Origin of the sequence: Gordonia shandongensis DSM 45094 (assembly GCF_000423025.1) — a bacterium.
Lineage (GTDB): Bacteria > Actinomycetota > Actinomycetes > Mycobacteriales > Mycobacteriaceae > Gordonia > Gordonia shandongensis.
The window spans coordinates 146,437-163,908 of sequence record NZ_AUHE01000002.1 but is presented as its reverse complement, the minus strand read 5'-3'; the positions used below and the strand labels follow the sequence as shown (position 1 = coordinate 163,908).

At 69.6% G+C, this 17,472-nt stretch carries 17 protein-coding genes; 6 read left to right on the top strand and 11 right to left on the bottom strand.

The window, feature by feature from the left end; translation table 11 throughout:
* The first annotated feature begins 3 nt into the window (after window positions 1-3).
* Complete coding sequence (locus G528_RS0103570; protein WP_026917778.1) at window positions 4-738, top strand: hypothetical protein; 735 nt, start codon at window positions 4-6, stop codon at window positions 736-738.
* On the opposite strand, the gene G528_RS0103565 is transcribed toward G528_RS0103570, so the two are convergent.
* Entirely contained in the window at window positions 700-1,650 is a 951-nt protein-coding gene (locus G528_RS0103565; protein ID WP_026917777.1) for a DUF3710 domain-containing protein, read from the bottom strand. The genes G528_RS0103570 and G528_RS0103565 overlap by 39 nt on opposite strands.
* A gap of 2 nt (window positions 1,651-1,652) precedes the next feature.
* Window positions 1,653-2,138: a dUTP diphosphatase gene (gene dut, locus G528_RS0103560; protein ID WP_026917776.1), complete on the bottom strand. Its 486-nt coding sequence runs from the start codon at window positions 2,136-2,138 to the stop codon at window positions 1,653-1,655.
* 55 nt (window positions 2,139-2,193) lie between these two features.
* Between dut and G528_RS0103555 the strand changes: the two genes are divergently transcribed.
* Window positions 2,194-2,706: a DUF3093 domain-containing protein gene (locus tag G528_RS0103555; protein ID WP_026917775.1), complete on the top strand. Its 513-nt coding sequence runs from the start codon at window positions 2,194-2,196 to the stop codon at window positions 2,704-2,706.
* A 202-nt stretch (window positions 2,707-2,908) separates the two neighbouring features.
* Complete coding sequence (locus tag G528_RS16280; RefSeq protein ID WP_342663103.1) at window positions 2,909-4,438, top strand: DUF222 domain-containing protein; 1,530 nt, start codon at window positions 2,909-2,911, stop codon at window positions 4,436-4,438.
* Here G528_RS16280 and G528_RS0103545 read toward each other — a convergent pair.
* Window positions 4,411-4,710, bottom strand: coding sequence for a DUF4193 domain-containing protein (locus G528_RS0103545; RefSeq protein ID WP_026917774.1), 300 nt, complete (start codon window positions 4,708-4,710; stop codon window positions 4,411-4,413). The genes G528_RS16280 and G528_RS0103545 overlap by 28 nt on opposite strands.
* Window positions 4,711-4,984: 274 nt before the next feature.
* Between G528_RS0103545 and cei the strand changes: the two genes are divergently transcribed.
* A complete protein-coding gene (gene cei, locus G528_RS0103540) occupies window positions 4,985-5,665 on the top strand; it encodes an envelope integrity protein Cei (protein WP_026917773.1) in 681 nt (226 codons plus the stop codon).
* A 28-nt stretch (window positions 5,666-5,693) separates the two neighbouring features.
* Here cei and G528_RS0103535 read toward each other — a convergent pair whose 3' ends face one another.
* Entirely contained in the window at window positions 5,694-6,605 is a 912-nt protein-coding gene (locus tag G528_RS0103535; RefSeq protein ID WP_026917772.1) for an inositol monophosphatase family protein, read from the bottom strand.
* 105 nt (window positions 6,606-6,710) lie between these two features.
* Here G528_RS0103535 and ppgK point away from each other — a divergent pair, with 105 nt between their 5' ends.
* Both ppgK and G528_RS0103525 read left to right on the top strand, forming a co-directional pair.
* The gene (gene ppgK, locus G528_RS0103530; RefSeq protein WP_026917771.1) at window positions 6,711-7,517 is read left to right on the top strand and encodes a polyphosphate--glucose phosphotransferase; all 807 of its coding nucleotides are present in this window, start codon (window positions 6,711-6,713) and stop codon (window positions 7,515-7,517) included.
* Between the two features lie 183 nt (window positions 7,518-7,700).
* Window positions 7,701-9,212 (top strand): RNA polymerase sigma factor, encoded by a 1,512-nt coding sequence (locus G528_RS0103525; RefSeq protein ID WP_026917770.1) that lies wholly within the window; start codon window positions 7,701-7,703, stop codon window positions 9,210-9,212.
* 17 nt (window positions 9,213-9,229) lie between these two features.
* On the opposite strand, the gene G528_RS0103520 is transcribed toward G528_RS0103525, so the two are convergent.
* The 7 genes from G528_RS0103520 to G528_RS0103490 are packed head-to-tail and all read right to left on the bottom strand — an operon-like array spanning window position 9,230 to window position 17,450.
* Window positions 9,230-12,340, bottom strand: a complete 3,111-nt coding sequence (locus G528_RS0103520; protein ID WP_026917769.1) for an acetyl-CoA carboxylase family protein — start codon at window positions 12,338-12,340, stop codon at window positions 9,230-9,232.
* Between the two features lie 34 nt (window positions 12,341-12,374).
* A complete protein-coding gene (locus G528_RS0103515; RefSeq protein WP_026917768.1) occupies window positions 12,375-13,589 on the bottom strand; it encodes an acyl-CoA dehydrogenase family protein in 1,215 nt (404 codons plus the stop codon).
* A 1-nt stretch (window position 13,590) separates the two neighbouring features.
* Window positions 13,591-14,619 (bottom strand): phosphotransferase family protein, encoded by a 1,029-nt coding sequence (locus G528_RS0103510; protein WP_026917767.1) that lies wholly within the window; start codon window positions 14,617-14,619, stop codon window positions 13,591-13,593.
* On the bottom strand, window positions 14,619-15,080 hold the full coding sequence (locus tag G528_RS0103505) for a MaoC family dehydratase (protein ID WP_026917766.1): 462 nt from the start codon (window positions 15,078-15,080) through the stop codon (window positions 14,619-14,621). The genes G528_RS0103510 and G528_RS0103505 overlap by 1 nt, the downstream gene beginning before the upstream one ends.
* A gap of 8 nt (window positions 15,081-15,088) precedes the next feature.
* Entirely contained in the window at window positions 15,089-15,871 is a 783-nt protein-coding gene (locus G528_RS0103500) for an SDR family oxidoreductase (protein WP_026917765.1), read from the bottom strand.
* Entirely contained in the window at window positions 15,868-16,683 is an 816-nt protein-coding gene (locus tag G528_RS0103495) for an SDR family NAD(P)-dependent oxidoreductase (RefSeq protein ID WP_026917764.1), read from the bottom strand. The genes G528_RS0103500 and G528_RS0103495 overlap by 4 nt, the downstream gene beginning before the upstream one ends.
* The gene (locus G528_RS0103490) at window positions 16,680-17,450 is read right to left on the bottom strand and encodes an SDR family oxidoreductase (RefSeq protein ID WP_026917763.1); all 771 of its coding nucleotides are present in this window, start codon (window positions 17,448-17,450) and stop codon (window positions 16,680-16,682) included. Before G528_RS0103490 ends, G528_RS0103495 begins: the two co-directional genes overlap by 4 nt.
* Window positions 17,451-17,472: the final 22 nt, after the last annotated feature.

Genomic DNA, 17,472 nt, shown 5'->3' with positions numbered 1-17,472 from the left:
CTGATGACGACCTTGATCGTGATGCCCGGCACCGGTTCCGATGCGGACTACGCGCAGCGCGCCTTCGCCTCCGCAGCCGCATCGCTGGGCGCGCGACTGATCGCCCTCGAACCGGAGTCCGACCTGGTCGCAAGCTATCTCGACCGCCTCGATCATCACGTCTCCCGCACGGACTCCGTGTTCGTCGGCGGCGTCTCCATCGGCGCGGTCATCGCCCTCGACTGGGCGCTCCGCACGGAGATGATCGACCGCTGTCGGGGTGTGCTGGCCGCACTCCCACCGTGGACGGGATCGCCCGACGACTCCGTGGCGGCGGCGTCGGCTCGCCTGACCGCGGACTCCCTGGCGGACGACGGCCTCGAATCGACGGTGACGCAGATGGTCGCCACCAGTCCGGCGTGGCTCGGTGCCGAACTGTCCCGGTCGTGGCGTGCACTGCATTCCCGCGGACTGCAGACTCAGCTCCGCATGGCCGCGACCCATGTCGCGCCGGACGTCGACGCGATCGCGGCGCTGACCGTTCCGCTCGGCGTCGCCGCCGCACCCGACGATCCGCTACATCCGATCGCCGTCGCCGACGAGTGGGTGCGCGCCGCACCGCACGCCGGGTCGGCGACGGTCGGTCTCGACGAGTTCGGCCCCGAACCGCGTCGTCTCGGTGAGGCGTGCGTCCGCGCCTGGAGAAGCGCGGTGGGGCGTTCAGCGGCGGCGACGGCGGCGGAACCGCGACATCGCTGACCCGCGGGACGGTGTCGGATCACCTGCCCCGTCGTCGTCCGCCCCGTCGTCGTCCGCCCCGTCGTCGTCCGCCCTGCCGTCGTGCGGCTCGCCGTATCCGGCGTCAGCGTTCGGATCACCGAGATCATCGTCGACGAACGCCTCGCCGTCCGACGCTCCCGCCCCGCCCAGCACCGTCGCCGAAGCGCTCTGGTCCACGGCACCGCCGGGCACCACCGCGTCCTCGCCGTCGGGGACGGGGCCGCTCGGCGCCTCGGTCAGCGGGCGGGCCGGGTAGGCCCCCGTCTCCGGGTCGACGCCCGCGTCCTGAGCCATCTCCTCGCTCATCTGGTGCTGAGCGGCGATCACCTGTTCGGCCAGGACCGGGGGGAGGACGATCGGCAGCAACTCGCGCGGCGGGTGCGGATCGTCTCCCCGCCGGACGACGGTCTCGGCGAGGACCGCACGCGAGAGCTGCGCCAGTTCGGTCTCGCCCTCCTCGGGCCCGCTGGCGACACAGCGGAGCATCCACCGCGGTCCGTCCACGCCGATGAACCGGTGGCTGCCGCCGGGCACGCGGGCGACGACCTCCCGACCCCAATGACCGTCTTCGATGGATGTCTGCGCGCCGTCGGTGCGAAGCGATTCCGCGAGTTCGCGGACCACCTCGCGCCAGAGTCCACCGCTCCGCGGCGCCGCGAACGCGTGCATCCCGATCCGGCCGACCGGGGTGACGAGGTACACGGCCTCGGGTTCGTGCTCGGCGGTCATCTCCACCGTCACCTGACCGCCTTCGACGACCGGCATCAGCACTGAGCCGAGATCGAGGTGTGAATTCGCGAGGTCGTCGGGCGAGGTCGTGAGCTCGCCGAAGTCATAGGGGCCGTTGCCGTCACCGATCGCGCGGCCGGCGTCCGTGGTGGAATCGCTCATCGTCATGCCTCCCGATTCAGAATCGCGTGTCCTCCGCTGGAACCGTAGCCGCCGGCCCCTCGCTCGGTGTCGTCGAGCTCGTCGACCTCGACGATCGCCGGAAGCTCGACCCGCTGGACGATGAGCTGGGCGATCCGGTCGCCGCGCGAGATCTCGATCGGCGTGTCCGGGTCGTGGTTGATCAGGCACACCTTGATCTCGCCGCGGTAACCGGCGTCGATGGTTCCCGGTGTGTTGACGATCGACAGCCCGGCACGTGCGGCGAGCCCCGACCGCGGATGGACCAGTCCGACTGTTCCCATGGGCAGCGCGACCGCGACACCGGTCCCGACGACGTGTCGGCGCCCGGGGGCCAGCACGACGTCGGCGGTGCTGTAGAGGTCCACTCCGGCGTCGCCGGCGTGCGCGCGTTCGGGCAGGGGCAGCTCGGGATCCAACCGGCGGACACGCAACGGCGTCGACTCTCCGGCGGTTTCAGACGTGGTCACTCCCGCAGACTACCCCCGACGACCCATCGCTCCGACCACCACTAGGCTGGTGTCCGTGACCGAAGAACAGCACTCCTCGTCGAGTCGTGGCGATCAATACAGCGAACGTCTCACCGTTCCGGTGTGGTGGTGGCTGGTCGCTGTCGCGATCGCCGTCGTGATCGCCTACGAGGTGCAGATCGCAGCGTATTTCCGTGCGTGGAGCGTCGTCGCCTACCCGGCCTTCATACTGCTCTTCGCCTGGCTGCTGTTCTCGATGAGCCGAACCAGCGTTCGGGTCGATTCCGACGGCGCCCTCCATGCGGGCAAGGCCATGCTCCCGAGCGACGCCATCGCCCGCGGCGCCGTGGTGGCGCCCGCTCAGCGAAGCGCCGCGATGGGGCGCCAGCTCGACCCCGCCGCCTATGTTCTCCACCGGTCGTGGGTCAAGTCGATGGTGTTGGTGGTCCTCGACGACCCCGACGATCCGACTCCGTACTGGCTGATCTCGACGCGCCATCCCGCTGCGGTGCTCGCTGCTCTGGGACTCACCGACGAGTCGCAGGCGCAGGATGCCGCCCAGGAGTAGCCGCCCAGGAGTATCTCCGCGCACGGCTTTCGCGGTCCGGACGGGCCGCCGCCTCAGAATCGTCCGATCCTCGTGATCGGCCGATGCTCTTGATTGTCGTCCCTTGATTGTCGTCCCTTGATTGTCCGAGCCCCTTGTTAGTGTCGTGTCACAGCTTCAATAGCAGCGATGAGCTGCAGGAACACGCTAGGGGGTGAGGGTCGTGACGACGATCATCGCTGCGCCGCCCTCACCCGACCTGGATGCCCTGCTGCCCGATGATCCGGTCGCCCTGGCCGCTGTTGCGAACGCGGTCGCGGTGAAGCTGGCCGCACTACCGCTGGCCGCGTCCACCGAGGGTGAGTTGTTGGCGGCGGCGGAGTCGTTGGAGCAGGCGCGGCGCCGGTTCGACGCCGCCGATGCAGCCGTGCTGGTGGAGATCTCCGACCGAGGCGCCTACCGCACGGCCGGCTACCTGTCGTTGCACGCGTATCTGTCCGGTGGTCTGCGGGTCGGTGACGGCGCCGCCCGCCGACGCCGGGTCGCCGCTGCGGCGATCGGACGATTCACCAACATGCTCGGTCAGACCCTCGAACCGCGGTGTCCGGCCACCGCCGTAGCAGTGGCCGACGGGCAGATCGGGGTCGATCACGTCCTGGAGATCGACGCCGTCCTGACCCGCATCCCCGCCGCCGTCACCACCGACGTCCGTGAGCGTGCCGAAGCGCAACTGGCGGCCGTGGCCCGCACGTTGACTCCCGCCGGGGTCCGCACCGCCGGTGTGCGTCTGCTGGCGCATTTGGATCCTGATGGGCAGCTCACCGACGATCGCGACCGCCGCCGCCTGCGCGGTCTGGCGTTGATGCCCCAAGACCGCCAGTTGATGAGCGCACTGCGCACCCGGCTCACCCCGGGGTTGCGGGCCGACCTCGAGATCATGCTGCAGTCCTGGGCCGCCCCGGGCATGAACAACCCCGATGATCCCGCCTCCCCCACCGGGGCGATGGAGTCGGCCGACCCGGCCGTGGTGGCTGCGGCGGCCGAGCGTGATGACCGCACCCCGATGCAACGCAACCACGACGCCCTGCACGCCCTCCTGATCCTCGCCCGCCAACAATCCCCGGCGTCGGGGTCGTTGCGTTCCGAACTCGTCGTCACCATCACCGACGCGGAACTGGCCGCCCACGCCGGCATCGCGTTGACCGCCACCGGAACACGAGTACCGATCAGCGAACTGGTGCGCCTGGCCGCCGACGCGACCCCACACCTGGCGGTGTTCGCCCACACCACCGGCGAACCCCTCTACCTCGGACGGGGTCGGCGCCTGGCCTCCCGCGCCCAACGGTTGATGCTCTTCGCGCGGGACCGCGGCTGCACCGCCCCCCGGCTGCCCGGCACCCTTCGCCCGCACCGAAGCCCACCATTTTCCGGACTGGCAAGACGGCGGCCCCACCGACATCGACCACCTCGGGGCGGCCTGCGGCAGCCACAACCGCACCGTCGGCACCGCACCCGGCCAATGGGAAACCCGCATCGCGGCCACCGGCCCCCACACCGGACGCGTCCACTGGCGACCGGTCACACCGACCACCGCAACACCAACGACACCACCAGGCACCGGGAGCCCTCATCGGTGGCAGATCAACACCATCCACCACGCCGAACTGCTTCCCGACGCCGATGCTCACGCCCCACCGGGGCGGGTCTCAGACGAGGACGCGCCCCTCAGGCACAGTCCACGCAGATCATCTGATTTCCACGCTGCTCGGCCAGACGGTTGCGGTGGTACACGAGGAAGCAACTCGAGCATGTGAACTCGTCGTCCTGCTTGGGCACCACCCGAACCGACAGCTCCTCGCCCGACAGGTCCGCACCCGGCAGCTCGAACGACTCCGCGGTGTCGCCTTCGTCGACGTCGACATCCGCGGATTTCGCTTCATTACGGCGAGCCTTGAGCTCCTCCAGCGAATCCTCGGCGATGTCGTCATCGTTGCTGCGACGCGGCGCGTCGTAATCGGTTGCCATGATGTGCCTTACCTGGGGTTTATAGGTGTGCGTGCGGATTGTGTTGGGAGAACGCACTTGTGGCCTCGCTCCCCCTCCCACACCATCGTCCGATGATGTTGGGCGCCCGAATACTAGGCGCCGCGAGTAGAGAAGTCAACAGTCCCTGCGGACGCTCCCGACCGGCGCGGTTCGACACCGATTACCGGGCGCGCCGTTGCCGATCCGGCACCCCGCGCGCCTCGCGTTCTAGAGTGGTGCAGACCCCCGTCTCCGGAAGAAGGTGCACAGCGTCGTGGTCTCGAAGATCGCCACCGGCTACACGACCGACGTCAAAGGTCGCCCGTTCCGTCGCAGGCACCTGACACCGGCGATCATCGTCGTCGCCGTCCTGGCGGTGGCCGCGATCACGACGTGGACGGTGGCGCTGACCGGGAGCGGCGACAAGTCGTACCCCACTGACTGCTCGATGCCGCAACGCCCGTCGGCGTCATCAGCACCCGACGGCCCGGAGCCGGTGACCCTCGACCGCGTATCGAAGACCGACCTCCTGAGCGTTGCCCCGGCCGGCATGTCGACGTTCAAGGTTCGGGTGTTGAACTCCGGCGCTGCTCGCGGACAGGCCCGATCGGTCAGCGACGACCTCGTCGGACAGGGATTCACCGCAGCCGAACCCGCGTACGGCGACGATACGGTGTACGAGCAGAGCCTCGACTGCGTTGCGCAGATCCGCTTCGGCCCAGGAGGACAGGGCGGTGCGGCCGCAGTCTGGCTGGCCGAACCCTGTGCGCAGCTCGTCAACGACGGACGGACCACCACCGACGTCGACCTGGTCCTCGGCGAATATCATCGTTCCCTCCGACCGTCCCAGGACGCGCAGGCCGCACTCGAGGCGCTCCGGTCCGTCGATCCCAAGAACCCCAAGACCGCCGTCGACCGGTCGCTGATCGAGGCCGTTCACAGCCAGGCGTGCTGACCGGCGCCCCACCCCGGTTCGGCACGGCTCAATCGGGCATGGCCGCCCGCGCGCCGAGACCGTCGAGGACCGTCAGAAACTCGTCCGCGACGCCATCGGCCACCGCTATCGTGGCGTGTCCGTCGGACGCCCGCGAATCGGCCGGCGGCACGATCACGCGCGCGCCCGCCTCCGCGGCGATCAGGCCGCCGGCCGCCCAGTCCCACGGGCTCAAGCCGTGCTCGATGTGCGCGTCGACGGCACCGGAGGCGACCATGCACAGGTCCAATGCCGCTGCGCCCACCCGGCGGATGTCGCGAACCTGCGGGACGAGTCCGGCCACCATCCGTCCCTGTCGTTCCCGCCGCCCCCGCGAGTACGCGAATCCGGTCGCGACCAGGGCGAGCTCTAATTCGTCGATCTGATTGCAGCGCAGCCGGATCGGGTCGGGGTCGTCGGGTCCGCACATCCACGCGCCGGTGCCCTCTCCCGCCCAGTAGGTCACGCCGCGCGCCACGTCGACCACGGCCCCGGCGACGGACCGGCCGTCGATTTGAGCGGCCACGGAGACCGCGTACGCCGGGATCCCGTAAAGGAAGTTCACCGTCCCGTCGATCGGGTCGACGACCCACCGGACCCCCGTGGGCACGTCCATCGACCCGCCGGACTCCTCGCCGAGGATCTCGTCGTCGGGGCGCCGATCGTGCAGGAGCCGTCGGATCACCGACTCGGTCTCGGTGTCGGCGACCGTCACCGGGTCGGTCCGCGTCGACTTCGACGCCACCGCGTCGCCGACCGTTCTGGTTCCGGTCGGCGCGAACAATTCGAGGCGGCGCGCGCGGACGCGATCGGCAGCCTCCTGCGCCACCTCGCGAGCGATCATCACGAGGTCGGTTGCGTCGCCGGCAGACGGCGCCGCGATGGGCGGATCAGATGCAGCAGAATCAGCGGGGAACGTCACACCCGTACAGTTTAGTGTGGTTGCGAACCACACCGCAGCCTTCGCCGCCCACCGGTGGGTGCGCGGCCACGATGGGTTCGCTGCCCAGAAAGGCGGATCGTCCCGATGTCAGACAACCGTGTCAGCATCCTGGCCTCCGACCACTCGACCAGTCCGTCCTCTCAGCTGGGATTCGGTGTCGACATCGGAGGTTCGGGGGTGAAGGGAGCGATGGTCGACCTACGGACCGGTGAGTTCGTCGGCGAACGGCACCGCATCGCGACTCCGCAGCCCGCGACCCCCGATGCGGTCGCCGACACGGTCGCCGAGATCGTCGACCACTTCGGGTGGACCGGACCGGTCGGCTTGACCGTCCCGGGCGTCGTCCACGAGCGGGTGATGCGGTCGGCCGCCAACGTCGACCAGTCCTGGAAGGGCACCGACGTCTACGCGCTCTTCGGCGCCCGCCTCGGCGGCAGGCGGGTCACCGTCCTCAACGACGCCGACGCGGCCGGGTTGGCGGAGTTCCGGTTCGGCGGCGGCGCGGAGGTCTCGGAGGGCACCGTGATCCTGTTGACGTTCGGCACCGGTATCGGATCGGCCTTGATGTACAACGGAATCCTGGTCCCCAACACCGAACTCGGGCATCTCGAGATCGACGGCAAAGAAGCCGAGCACCGTGCGTCGGCCAAAGTCCGCGAGGACAAGGGCTGGTCGTTGGAGAAATGGGCGGGCAAGGTCTCGCGGGTCCTCGCCCACTACGAGGCGATCTTCTCCCCCACGCTCTTCATCGCGGGCGGCGGAATCAGCAGGAAATCCCAGGTGTGGATCCCGGAGTTGACCAACCGAACCCCCGTCGTCCCGGCACGTCTGCGAAACACCGCGGGCATCGTCGGGGCTGCGATGGCCGTCGACGAGGGACTCGTGTTCTGAGCCCTTCGGAGGCTGCATCCGAAGGCCGGTGCGGGCACGCCCCTGCGCGCGGTGAGGTGATGTCGTTACAATGGCACACATCGGTTCAGCACCGAAGCCCTCAAGCCCCTTCGCCCACGGCGACACGTCCCGGACGGGACGCCCCCAGCCGTGCCGCCCGTGAGATCTCTCGAAAGGTTGTACGTGGCAACCAGCAAGTCCACCGACGCAGCAGCACCCGAGTCGTCCGAGTCGACTCAGGCCACCAAGACGGCCACGGCCGCCAAGAAGGCCCCCGCCAAGAAGGCTGCGGCCAAGAAGGCCCCCGCCAAGAAGGCTGCGGCGAAGAAGGCCCCCGCCAAGAAGGCCCCCGCGACGAAGACGGCCGCGAAGAAGACCGCCGCAACCAAAACTGCTGCAACGAAGACTGCTGCAACGAAGACTGCTGCGAAGAAGACCGCCGCAACGAAGACTGCTGCTGCCAAGAAGGCGACCGCGAAGAAGACCGCGGCGAAGAAGACCGCCGCCAAGACCGTTGATCCCGCGGTCGACACCGACGAGACCGCAACCGCATCGGGTGCCGCGGGCCTCGACGACGTCGACGACACGCAGATCGATCTGGCCGATGCCGACCTGGTCGTCGACGACGCCGACGACACCGAGGACGAGGCCGCCCCGGCGCCGACGAAGACCAAGGGCAAAGCCAAGAAGGAAGAGACCGCCAAACCGGACTTCGTCTGGGACGAAGAGGAATCCGAGGCGCTCCGCCAGGCTCGCAAGGACGCCGAACTGACCGCATCGGCCGACTCGGTCCGCGCCTATCTCAAGCAGATCGGCAAGGTCGCCCTGCTCAACGCCGAAGAGGAGGTCGAACTCGCGAAGCGGATCGAGGCGGGACTGTTCGCCACCGAGCGGCTGCGACGGATCATGGAATCCGGCGAGAAGCTGTCGGTCGCGCAGCGCCGCGATCTGTCCTGGATCTCGCGTGACGGCAACCGCGCCAAGAATCATCTGCTCGAGGCGAACCTTCGGCTCGTCGTCTCGCTGGCCAAGCGATACACCGGACGCGGCATGGCGTTCCTGGACCTCATCCAGGAGGGAAACCTCGGTCTGATCCGCGCGGTCGAGAAGTTCGACTACACCAAGGGTTACAAGTTCTCCACGTACGCCACCTGGTGGATCCGTCAGGCGATCACCCGCGCCATGGCCGACCAGGCCCGCACCATCCGCATTCCGGTCCACATGGTGGAGGTCATCAATAAGCTCGGCCGCATCCAGCGTGAACTCCTCCAGGATCTCGGTCGCGAGCCGACTCCCGAAGAGCTCGCCAAGGAGATGGACATCACGCCGGAGAAGGTGCTGGAGATCCAGCAGTACGCCCGCGAACCGATCTCCCTGGACCAGACGATCGGTGACGAGGGCGACAGCCAGCTCGGCGACTTCATCGAGGACTCCGAAGCCGTCGTCGCCGTCGACGCCGTCAGCTTCACCCTGCTGCAGGACCAGCTGCAGGACGTGCTCGACACGCTCTCCGAGCGCGAGGCGGGGGTCGTCCGGCTGCGGTTCGGTCTCACCGACGGGCAGCCGCGCACCCTCGACGAGATCGGTCAGGTGTACGGCGTCACGCGGGAACGCATCCGCCAGATCGAGTCGAAGACCATGAGCAAGCTGCGGCACCCCAGCCGCTCCCAGGTCCTTCGCGACTACCTCGACTGATCAACCCCTGCGCCTGATCACAGGGTCGCGATCCACGCCCTGGTGTCGGCGGGATCGATGACGTCGTCGATCTCGAACGTCGTCGCGGCCGACAGGCCGCGGCCGCGGTCGTACATCATGGCGACCAGGTCGTCGTACAGCGCGTCGCGGGCCGCGTCGTCGGGAGCCGCGGCGAGTTCCTTCGCGAAACCGAGCCGTACGGCCCCTTCCAGTCCCATCCCGCCGATCTCACCGGTCGGCCACGCGACGGTGAACTGGGGTGCTCGGAAGCTGCCCGCGGTCATCGCCATGGCGCCGAGGCCGTAGCCCTTCCGCAGGATGACCGCACCGAACGGCACGGTGAGGCGCGCACCGACGGCGAAGAGTCGCGAGAAGCGCCGCACGGTGGCCGCCTCCTCCGACTCCGGTCCGACCATGAATCCCGGCGTGTCGCACAGGGACACGATCGGCATGCCCCGCATCTGGCAGAGATCGAGGAAGTCGGCGAGCTTGTCCGCGCCGGCCGCGTCGATCGCACCGCCGAGGTGCGCGGTGCTGTTGGCGATCACACCGAACGGTCGACCCTCGACCCGCATGAACGCCGTGATCATCCCGGGCGCGTGATCGGCGCCGAGTTCGATCACCGAGTCGACGTCTGCGATCGAGTTCAGCGCCCGGTGGACGTCGTAGGCGCGGAGCCGGTTCTCGGGCACCACGCGCCGCGCGAGCTCGGGGTCGGGCGCCGCCCACTCGCCGACGGGGCCCTGGAAGCAGCCGAGGACGCGACGGGCGAGGTCGACGGCGTGCGCTTCATCGTCCGCGACGATGTCGATGACGCCGTTGCGTCGCTGGACCTCCACCGGGCCGATCGCCTCGGGCGGGAAGTCGCCGAGTCCACCACCGGAGATCATCGCGGGTCCGCCCATGCCGATGTTGGCGTCGGGGGTGGCGATGAGGATGTCGCAGGTGCCTGCGAGTGCGGCGTTACCGGCGAAACAGCGGCCGGAGACGACGGCGATCGACGGCGCATGCGCACGGATCCGACCCATCGCCCGGAACGTCGGCACGTCGAGGCCGGCGATGATGTCGTAGTCCGTGTCGCCGGGACGTCCCCCGCCCCCTTCGGCGAACAGCACCACCGGCAGCCCGCGCCGCTCGGCGATGTCGAGGAGCCGGTCGGTCTTCGCGTGGTTGCGCCAGCCCTGAGTGCCCGCGAGAACGGTGTAGTCGTACGACATGACGACCGCCGCGGCACGATCCCGCCCGACCGCCGCCGCACCGATCGAGGCGAGTCCGCCGACGAGCCCGTCGGCCGGCGTGTTGGCGATGAGGTCCTCGACGGACCGCCGAGCCTTCTGCGCCGCCAGCACCAGCGGGCCGTATTCCACCAGGCTGCCCTCATCGACGAGGTCGTCGATGTTCTCACGGGCCGTGCGCCGGCCGAGACGACGACGCCGGGCCACGGCGTCGGGGCGGGCCTCGTCGCGGGTGAGCCGATGTCGATCGAGGACGTCCTCCAGGTCGGCGCGCGCACGCGCGGAGACCGTCGGCTCCGCGGCGTCGCCTGCCGCATCGTTCGAGGCGGGCCGCCACAGCAGCACCTCCTGGCCGGCACGCACGGTTCGCCCGCGGTCGACGAGGCGGTGTGTCACCGTGACGGTCTGCGGCGCAACGATCTCGTGCTGCATCTTCATCGCTTCGACGACCGCGAGCGGAGCGCCGCGGACCACCGTCGTGTCCGGATCGGCGACGTCCACCACGGTTCCCGCGAAGGGCGCTCGCGCCGGAGTGCCGTCCGCGTCCGTGCGCCCCTCCTCGAGACCCTCCGGGAGGTCGACGGCCACCAGGTCGTGGCGTCGATCCAGGTAGCCCGTGTCGACCGGGCCGTCGCGGAACTCGTCATCGGCGATGATCCGTCGGAGGAGGTCGAGATCGGTTTCGACGCCGTCGATCACGAAAGCGTCGAGTGCGTGCGCCATCTTCGTCAGTGCCGCACCCCGAGAGGGCGCGCGGACGATCACCTTGGCGAGCAACGGATCGTACCGCGACGACAGTGCGAGTCCGGGGCGGCCGACGGTGTCGACTCGGATTCCCGGTCCCGTCGGCGGCGTGAATCCGGTCATCGTTCCGGCCGACGTCAGCGTGACCCGCGCCTGTATCGCGGTGCCGGTGCTCGTCGGCGCCGCGGGGACGCCGCTGTCGGCCAGGTCGAGCCCGGCGGCGAGGAGGAGACTCACCGCCACCAGATCCAGGCCGGTGACCTCCTCGGTGACGGTGTGCTCCACCTGGATTCGCGGGTTCACTTCGAGGAACACCCATCGGGTGCCGGCGACGAGGAACTCGACAGTCGCCAGACCCCGATAGCCGGCGGCGGCGCAGAGCCGTTCGGCGGCGTCGTGCAGCGCGGCGCGGACGTCCGGGGTCACCCCCGGTGCGGGGGCCGTCTCGATCACCTTCTGCCGCCGCCGCTGCGTGCTGCAGTCCCGATCGCCCACCGCGATCGCACGCCTCCCGTCGCCCGCGATCTGCACCTCCACGTGGCGGGCACCGGTGAGGAACTCCTCGGCGAAGACGCGCGGATCACCGAAGCCGAGCTCGGCTTCGGCCACCGCCGACCGGTACTCGACGGCCAGATCGTCCCCGGGGCCCACCATCCGGATTCCCCGTCCGCCGCCGCCGGCCCGCGCCTTGAGCAGGATCCCGGACGATCGTGCGGCCGCGAACGCCTCGATCTCGGCGAGGTCCGCTCCCGGTTCCGTTGCCGCGAGCACCTCCAGACCGAGGTCGCGCGCCGCCGCCCGGGCCGCCTGCTTGTCGCCGAATCTTCCGAGGACGTCGGGGCCGGGACCCGCGAAGACGAGTCCGGCGTCGGCGCACGCCCGCGCGAAGTCCGCGTTCTCCGACAGAAATCCGTACCCGGGATGGACGGTGTCGGCACCCGCGGCCCGTGCTGCCGCTATGACCGCCGCACCGTCGAGATACCCGGCCGGCCCCGCCCCGGGGAGCGCGACGGATCGGTCGGCTGCCGCCACGTGCGGTGCCGCGGCATCGTCGGTCGCGTACACCGCGACCGTCTCGATGCCCAGGTCTCGAGCCGTCGCGATGATGCGCAGCGCGATCTCACCGCGGTTGGCGATCAGGAGTGTCATGCGCCGACCTCCGCCGCCCGCACCGCAGGGCGGGTCACCCCCGCTTCCTCAGCTCCGCGCGCGCCAGCGAGTTCTTGTGCACCTCGTCGGGTCCGTCGGCGAACCGGAGGGTCCGGATTCCCGCGATGAACCCGGCGAGCGGGAAGTCCTGTGACAGACCGCCCGCGCCGTGCGTCTGGATGGCCTTGTCGAGGATCCACTCGACGGTCGACGGCGTCGCGATCTTGATCGCCTGGATCTCGCTGTGCGCTCCGCGGTTGCCGACGGTGTCCATCAGCCACGCGGTCTTCAACACGAGCAGCCGAAGCTGTTCGATGCGGACGCGCGATTCGGCGATCCAGTCGCGGATCACACCCTGGTCGGCCAACGGTTTCCCGAACGCCACGCGAGACGCGGCGCGATCGCACATCATCTCCAGCGCCCTCTCGGCGATCCCGATCGACCGCATGCAGTGGTGGATCCGGCCCGGGCCGAGTCGTCCCTGGGCGATCGCGAACCCGGCGCCCTCCTCCCCGATGAGATTGGTCGCGGGCACACGGACATCGGTGAATCGGAGTTCGGCGTGCCCACCGTGGTCACGGTCGTCGTATCCGAGGACGTGCATTCCCCGGACGACCTCGAGTCCTGGCGTGTCGCGTTCCACCAGGATCATCGACTGCTGGCGATGCCGTTCGGCGTTCGGGTCGGTCTTGCCCATGACGATGAAGATCCTCGCGTTCGGGCTCATCGCGCCGGTGATCCACCATTTGCGGCCGTTGATCACGTATTCGTCGCCGTCGCGGACGATCGACAGCTCGATGTTCGTGGCATCGGAGCTGGCGACATCGGGCTCGGTCATCGCGAATGCGGACCGGATGCGTCCCTCCAGCAGCGGGGCGAGCCAGGCCGCACGCTGATCATCGTTCGCGAACTGCGCAAGGACCTCCATGTTGCCGGTGTCCGGGGCCGAGCAGTTCAGTGCCGCCGGAGCCAGTGCGGGGCTCCGTCCAGTGATCTCGGCGAGCGGCGCGTACTGCAGGTTCGTCAGTCCCGCGCCGTGCTCACCGGGCAGGAACAGGTTCCACAGGCCGCGACGACGCGCCTCGGCGCGCAGTTCGGCCAGAATCGGCGTCGAATCCCAATCCCACGGATCGTCGAGCGCAGCCATCTGCTCGGCGAACACCGGCTCGGCGGGGTACACGTGGGATTCCATGAAGTCCAGCAGTTCGTCGCGCAGGGCGACCGTGGTGGCGTCGTACTCGAATTCCATGTCAGTTCTCCTTCAGGGCGTCCAGGCCCGCCTGCAGCAACGGGGCGACGGCGTCACCGGCCTCGGCGAAGCCGTCACCGACCGTCTGACCGTTCACGTAGCGGAAGTGAATGCCCTCGACGATTCCGGCGAGTTTGAAGCACGCGAAGGCGAGGTAGAAGCCGAAGTCGCCGAGGTCGCGGCCGATGGCCGCCGAGTACCGGGACACGACCTCCGCTTCGGTGAGGAATCCGGGGGCCGCGGCCACATCGGTCACGCCGCCGCCGATCGCGCCGAGTCGGTGATACACGCACATCAGTGCCAGGTCGGTGAGCGAGTCACCGATCGTGGACAGCTCCCAGTCCACGACGGCGCGCACCTCGTCGGCGCCGTCGACCAGGACGTTGTCGAGGCGATAGTCGCCGTGCACGATTCCGGCCGCCGCATCGGCGGGGACCCGATCCGAGAGGCGAGCGTGCAGTCGTTGCATGTCGGGCAGGTCTCGCGTGTGTGCGGCGTCGAACTGCTTCCGCCACCGCGCGACCTGTCGGCCCAGGAACCCCTCCGGTCGCCCGAAGTCCCCGAGACCCACCGCATCCGGTTCCACGCGATGCAGTTCGGCGAGCGTGTCGACCAGACGCTCGGAGATCGCTCGGGTCCGCTCCGGTCCCAGCGGGCGCAGTTCGGCGGCACGGCGATACGGCGTCCCGTCGACCGCCTCCATGACGTAGAACGGCGCACCGAGGACGTCGCCGTCGTCGCAGTACGCGTACATCTGCGGTACCGGGACGTCGGTGGCCGCCAGCGCGGACATCATGGTGTACTCGCGCCCCATGTCGTGCGCGGTCGCCAGGAGTTTCCCGACCGGCGGTCGACGCAGGATCCACTCGGCGTCTCCCGAGGAGAGGCGGTACGTCAGATTCGATTTGCCGCCGGCGATGAGATCCGCCGTCGGCGGGCCGTCCAGTGGCGCGACGTTCTCGGTGAACCAGCCGGTGAGCCGGTCGAGGTCGAGGCCCGGGAGGGCGGGGGCGGTGCGATCGTCAGACATCAGAACACCAGCACCGTGACGGTCTCGGCGATGCACGCGGGCTTCTGCGCCCCCTCGACCTCGATGGTGACCTTCTCGACGACCTGGTACCCGGTGTCTCGCTCCGTGACCTCCACCAGGTCGAAGGATGCACGAACGCGCGACCCGACCGGTACCGGTGCGGGAAAGCGAACCTTGTTGGCCCCGTAGTTGATCCCCATCGTCACACCGTCGGGGCGCCACGCCGTGCGGCGCAGCACCGGGATCAGGGACAGCGTCAGATAGCCGTGCGCGATGGTCCCGCCGTACGGTCCTCGCGCCGCCCGCTCGGGGTCGACGTGGATCCACTGGTGGTCGCCCGTCGCGTCGGCGAACAGGTCGACGTCGGCCTGTGTGATCTGGTGCCAGTCGGACTCCCCGAGACGACGTCCGACCGCGGCGAGGAGATCCGCCGGGCCCGTGATCGCGCTCTCGTCACTCATCGGACCCCCTATGCCTTCGGTCCGCCGGCGACGTAGATCACCTGACCGGAGACGAAACCCGCCCCCTCACTGGCGAAGAAGCTCACGGTGTGCGCGATGTCCGCGGGCTCGCCGACGCGCTGGACCGGAATCTCCTTGGCGGCGGCGGCCTTGAAGTCCTCGAAGGGGACCCCGATGCGGTCGGCGGTGGCCGCGGTCATGTCGGTGGCGATGAAGCCCGGCGCGATCGCGTTGGCGGTGACGCCGAACCGACCGAGTTCCAGCGCGAGGGTCTTGGTCAGTCCCTGCATGCCCGCCTTGGCCGCCGAGTAGTTCGCCTGACCGCGGTTGCCCAACGCCGATGTGCTGGACAGGTTCACGATGCGACCCCACCCCTCCTTGGTCTGGTACTGCTGCACTTCGCGGGACATCAGGAATGCCCCCCGCAGGTGGACGGCCAGCACCGAGTCCCAGTCGGAGACGGTCATCTTGAACAGCAGGTTGTCGCGGATGATCCCGGCATTGTTCACCAGAATCGTCGGCGCTCCGAGTTCCTTGGCGATCCGGGTGACACCGGCCTCGACGGCGACTTCATCGGAGACGTCGATGCCGACGCCGACGGCTCGTCCGCCGGCGGCGACGATCTCGTCGGCGACGCTCGCGCACGACGACTCGTCGAGGTCGACGACGGCGACGGCGTGGCCGTCGTCGGCCAACCGTCGGGCCACTTGGGCTCCGATGCCGCGCGCGGCGCCGGTGACGATCGCGACGCGCGGCGTCGCCGCGCCCGTACCGGTCGAGTTCTGGGTCATGGTCGGTTCTCCTGTCGTGTGGTGGTCTCGAGTCCGCGTTGGAGTCGATTCATTCCGCCGAGCCATCGGTCGGTCGCCTGAGCCCGCGCACGGTAGTAGTCCGCGACCTCGGGGTGGGGAAGGATGAGGAACCGGTCGTCGCTGCATGCTTCGAGCACGGCCCCGGCCACGTCGTCCACCGTCAGCGCGGTGTCGTGGCTCAAGAGTTCTTTCAGTGGTCCGGCGTCGTCCAGCATCCGGGTCTGCACACCCTGCGGGCAGACGGCCTGAACCACCACGCCGCGGTGCCGGTAGGTGGCTGAGAGCCACTCGGCGAAGGCGACCGCGCCGTGTTTGGTCACCGAGTACGCGGGGGCGCCGAGCATCGTCAGCAGACCGGCGGCCGACGCCGTCACCACGAAACGGCCGCGGCCCCGCTCCACCCAGTCGGGCACGAGTCGGCGGGCCGCGTGGACATGGGCCAGCACGTTGACGTTCCACGACAGCTCCCAGTCGTCGTCACTCGCATCCAGGCCGCGTCCGCGATCGACGCCGGCATTGGCGAACCACGCGTCGATCGGGCCGTATTCGGCCCTCGCCGCGGCGATCAGGGCGTCGACACCGTCCTGCGACGCGGCGTCACCGGGCACCCCGAGGGCCGTTCCGCCGGCCGCTGTGATCGCCTCGACGGTGCGCGCCGCACCGGCGGCGTCCAGGTCGGCGACCACGGTCCGGGCCCCGTGGGCGGCCATCGTGGTGGCGAGCGCCGCTCCGATGCCGTTGCCGGCACCCGTGACGACCACCGTGCTGCCGGTCGGGTCGAAGCCCGTCACACGCCACCGCCCAGCAGGACGCCGCCGTCGACGACGACCGTCTGTCCGGTCATCCATCCGGAGTCGGCCGAGAGCAGGAAGGCCACGACCGATCCGATGTCCTCGGGTTCGCCGAGCCTCTTGAGCGGGTAGGCCTCGGCGACCTGCTCCTCGCGTCCCTCGTAGAGGGCGGTGGCGAACCGTGTCTTGACCACGGCGGGGGCGACGGCGTTGACCCGCACTCCGGGCCCGAGTTCCCAGGCGAGCTCCTCGGTCAGGTGGATGACGGCGGCTTTGGAGACGCCGTAGAAGGCGATGTTCGGCGCGGGCCGCAGACCCGCGATCGAGGCGATGTTGACGATGGCGCCGCCGTGGTCGGCCTGCCAGGCGCTGTGCACCGCCTGCGTCCAGCGGAGCGCCGAGATGACGTTGACGTCCATGATCTTGCGGGCCGCGTCGGGGTCCATCTGCATCAGCGGCCCGTAGACGGGGTTGATCCCGGTGTTGTTGACGAGGAGGTCGGCGCTGCCGAAGGTGTCGATCGCGCGCGCGACGGCGTCGCTCTGATGATCGGGGTCGTCGCCCCGGCCCGCGACGGCGAGCGCGACGTCGTGACCGCCGAGGCGCTGCACCGCGTCGTCGAGCGGCTCCTGTTTGCGCGCGGTGATCACCACCTTGGCCCCCTCGTCGACCAGCCGCCGGGCGACTGCGTAGCCGATCCCCCGACTGGCTCCGGTGACGATCGCCGTCTGTCCGGCGAAGCGCCGGGGGTGGGTGCTCTGGGCCATGAATTCTCCTCGTCGGTGCGAT

Bases quoted from the DNA above. Each gene is read 5' to 3' on its own strand.
- G528_RS0103570 (WP_026917778.1), top strand. From the start codon at position 4: ATGACGACCTTGATCGTGATGCCCGGCACCGGTTCCGATGCGGACTAC.
- G528_RS0103565 (WP_026917777.1), bottom strand. From the start codon at position 1,650: ATGAGCGATTCCACCACGGACGCCGGCCGCGCGATCGGTGACGGCAAC.
- G528_RS0103545 (WP_026917774.1), bottom strand. From the start codon at position 4,710: ATGGCAACCGATTACGACGCGCCGCGTCGCAGCAACGATGACGACATC.
- ppgK (WP_026917771.1), top strand. From the start codon at position 6,711: ATGTCAGACAACCGTGTCAGCATCCTGGCCTCCGACCACTCGACCAGT.
- G528_RS0103520 (WP_026917769.1), bottom strand. From the start codon at position 12,340: ATGACACTCCTGATCGCCAACCGCGGTGAGATCGCGCTGCGCATCATC.
- G528_RS0103515 (WP_026917768.1), bottom strand. From the start codon at position 13,589: ATGGAATTCGAGTACGACGCCACCACGGTCGCCCTGCGCGACGAACTG.
- G528_RS0103510 (WP_026917767.1), bottom strand. From the start codon at position 14,619: ATGTCTGACGATCGCACCGCCCCCGCCCTCCCGGGCCTCGACCTCGAC.
- G528_RS0103505 (WP_026917766.1), bottom strand. From the start codon at position 15,080: ATGAGTGACGAGAGCGCGATCACGGGCCCGGCGGATCTCCTCGCCGCG.
- G528_RS0103500 (WP_026917765.1), bottom strand. From the start codon at position 15,871: ATGACCCAGAACTCGACCGGTACGGGCGCGGCGACGCCGCGCGTCGCG.
- G528_RS0103490 (WP_026917763.1), bottom strand. From the start codon at position 17,450: ATGGCCCAGAGCACCCACCCCCGGCGCTTCGCCGGACAGACGGCGATC.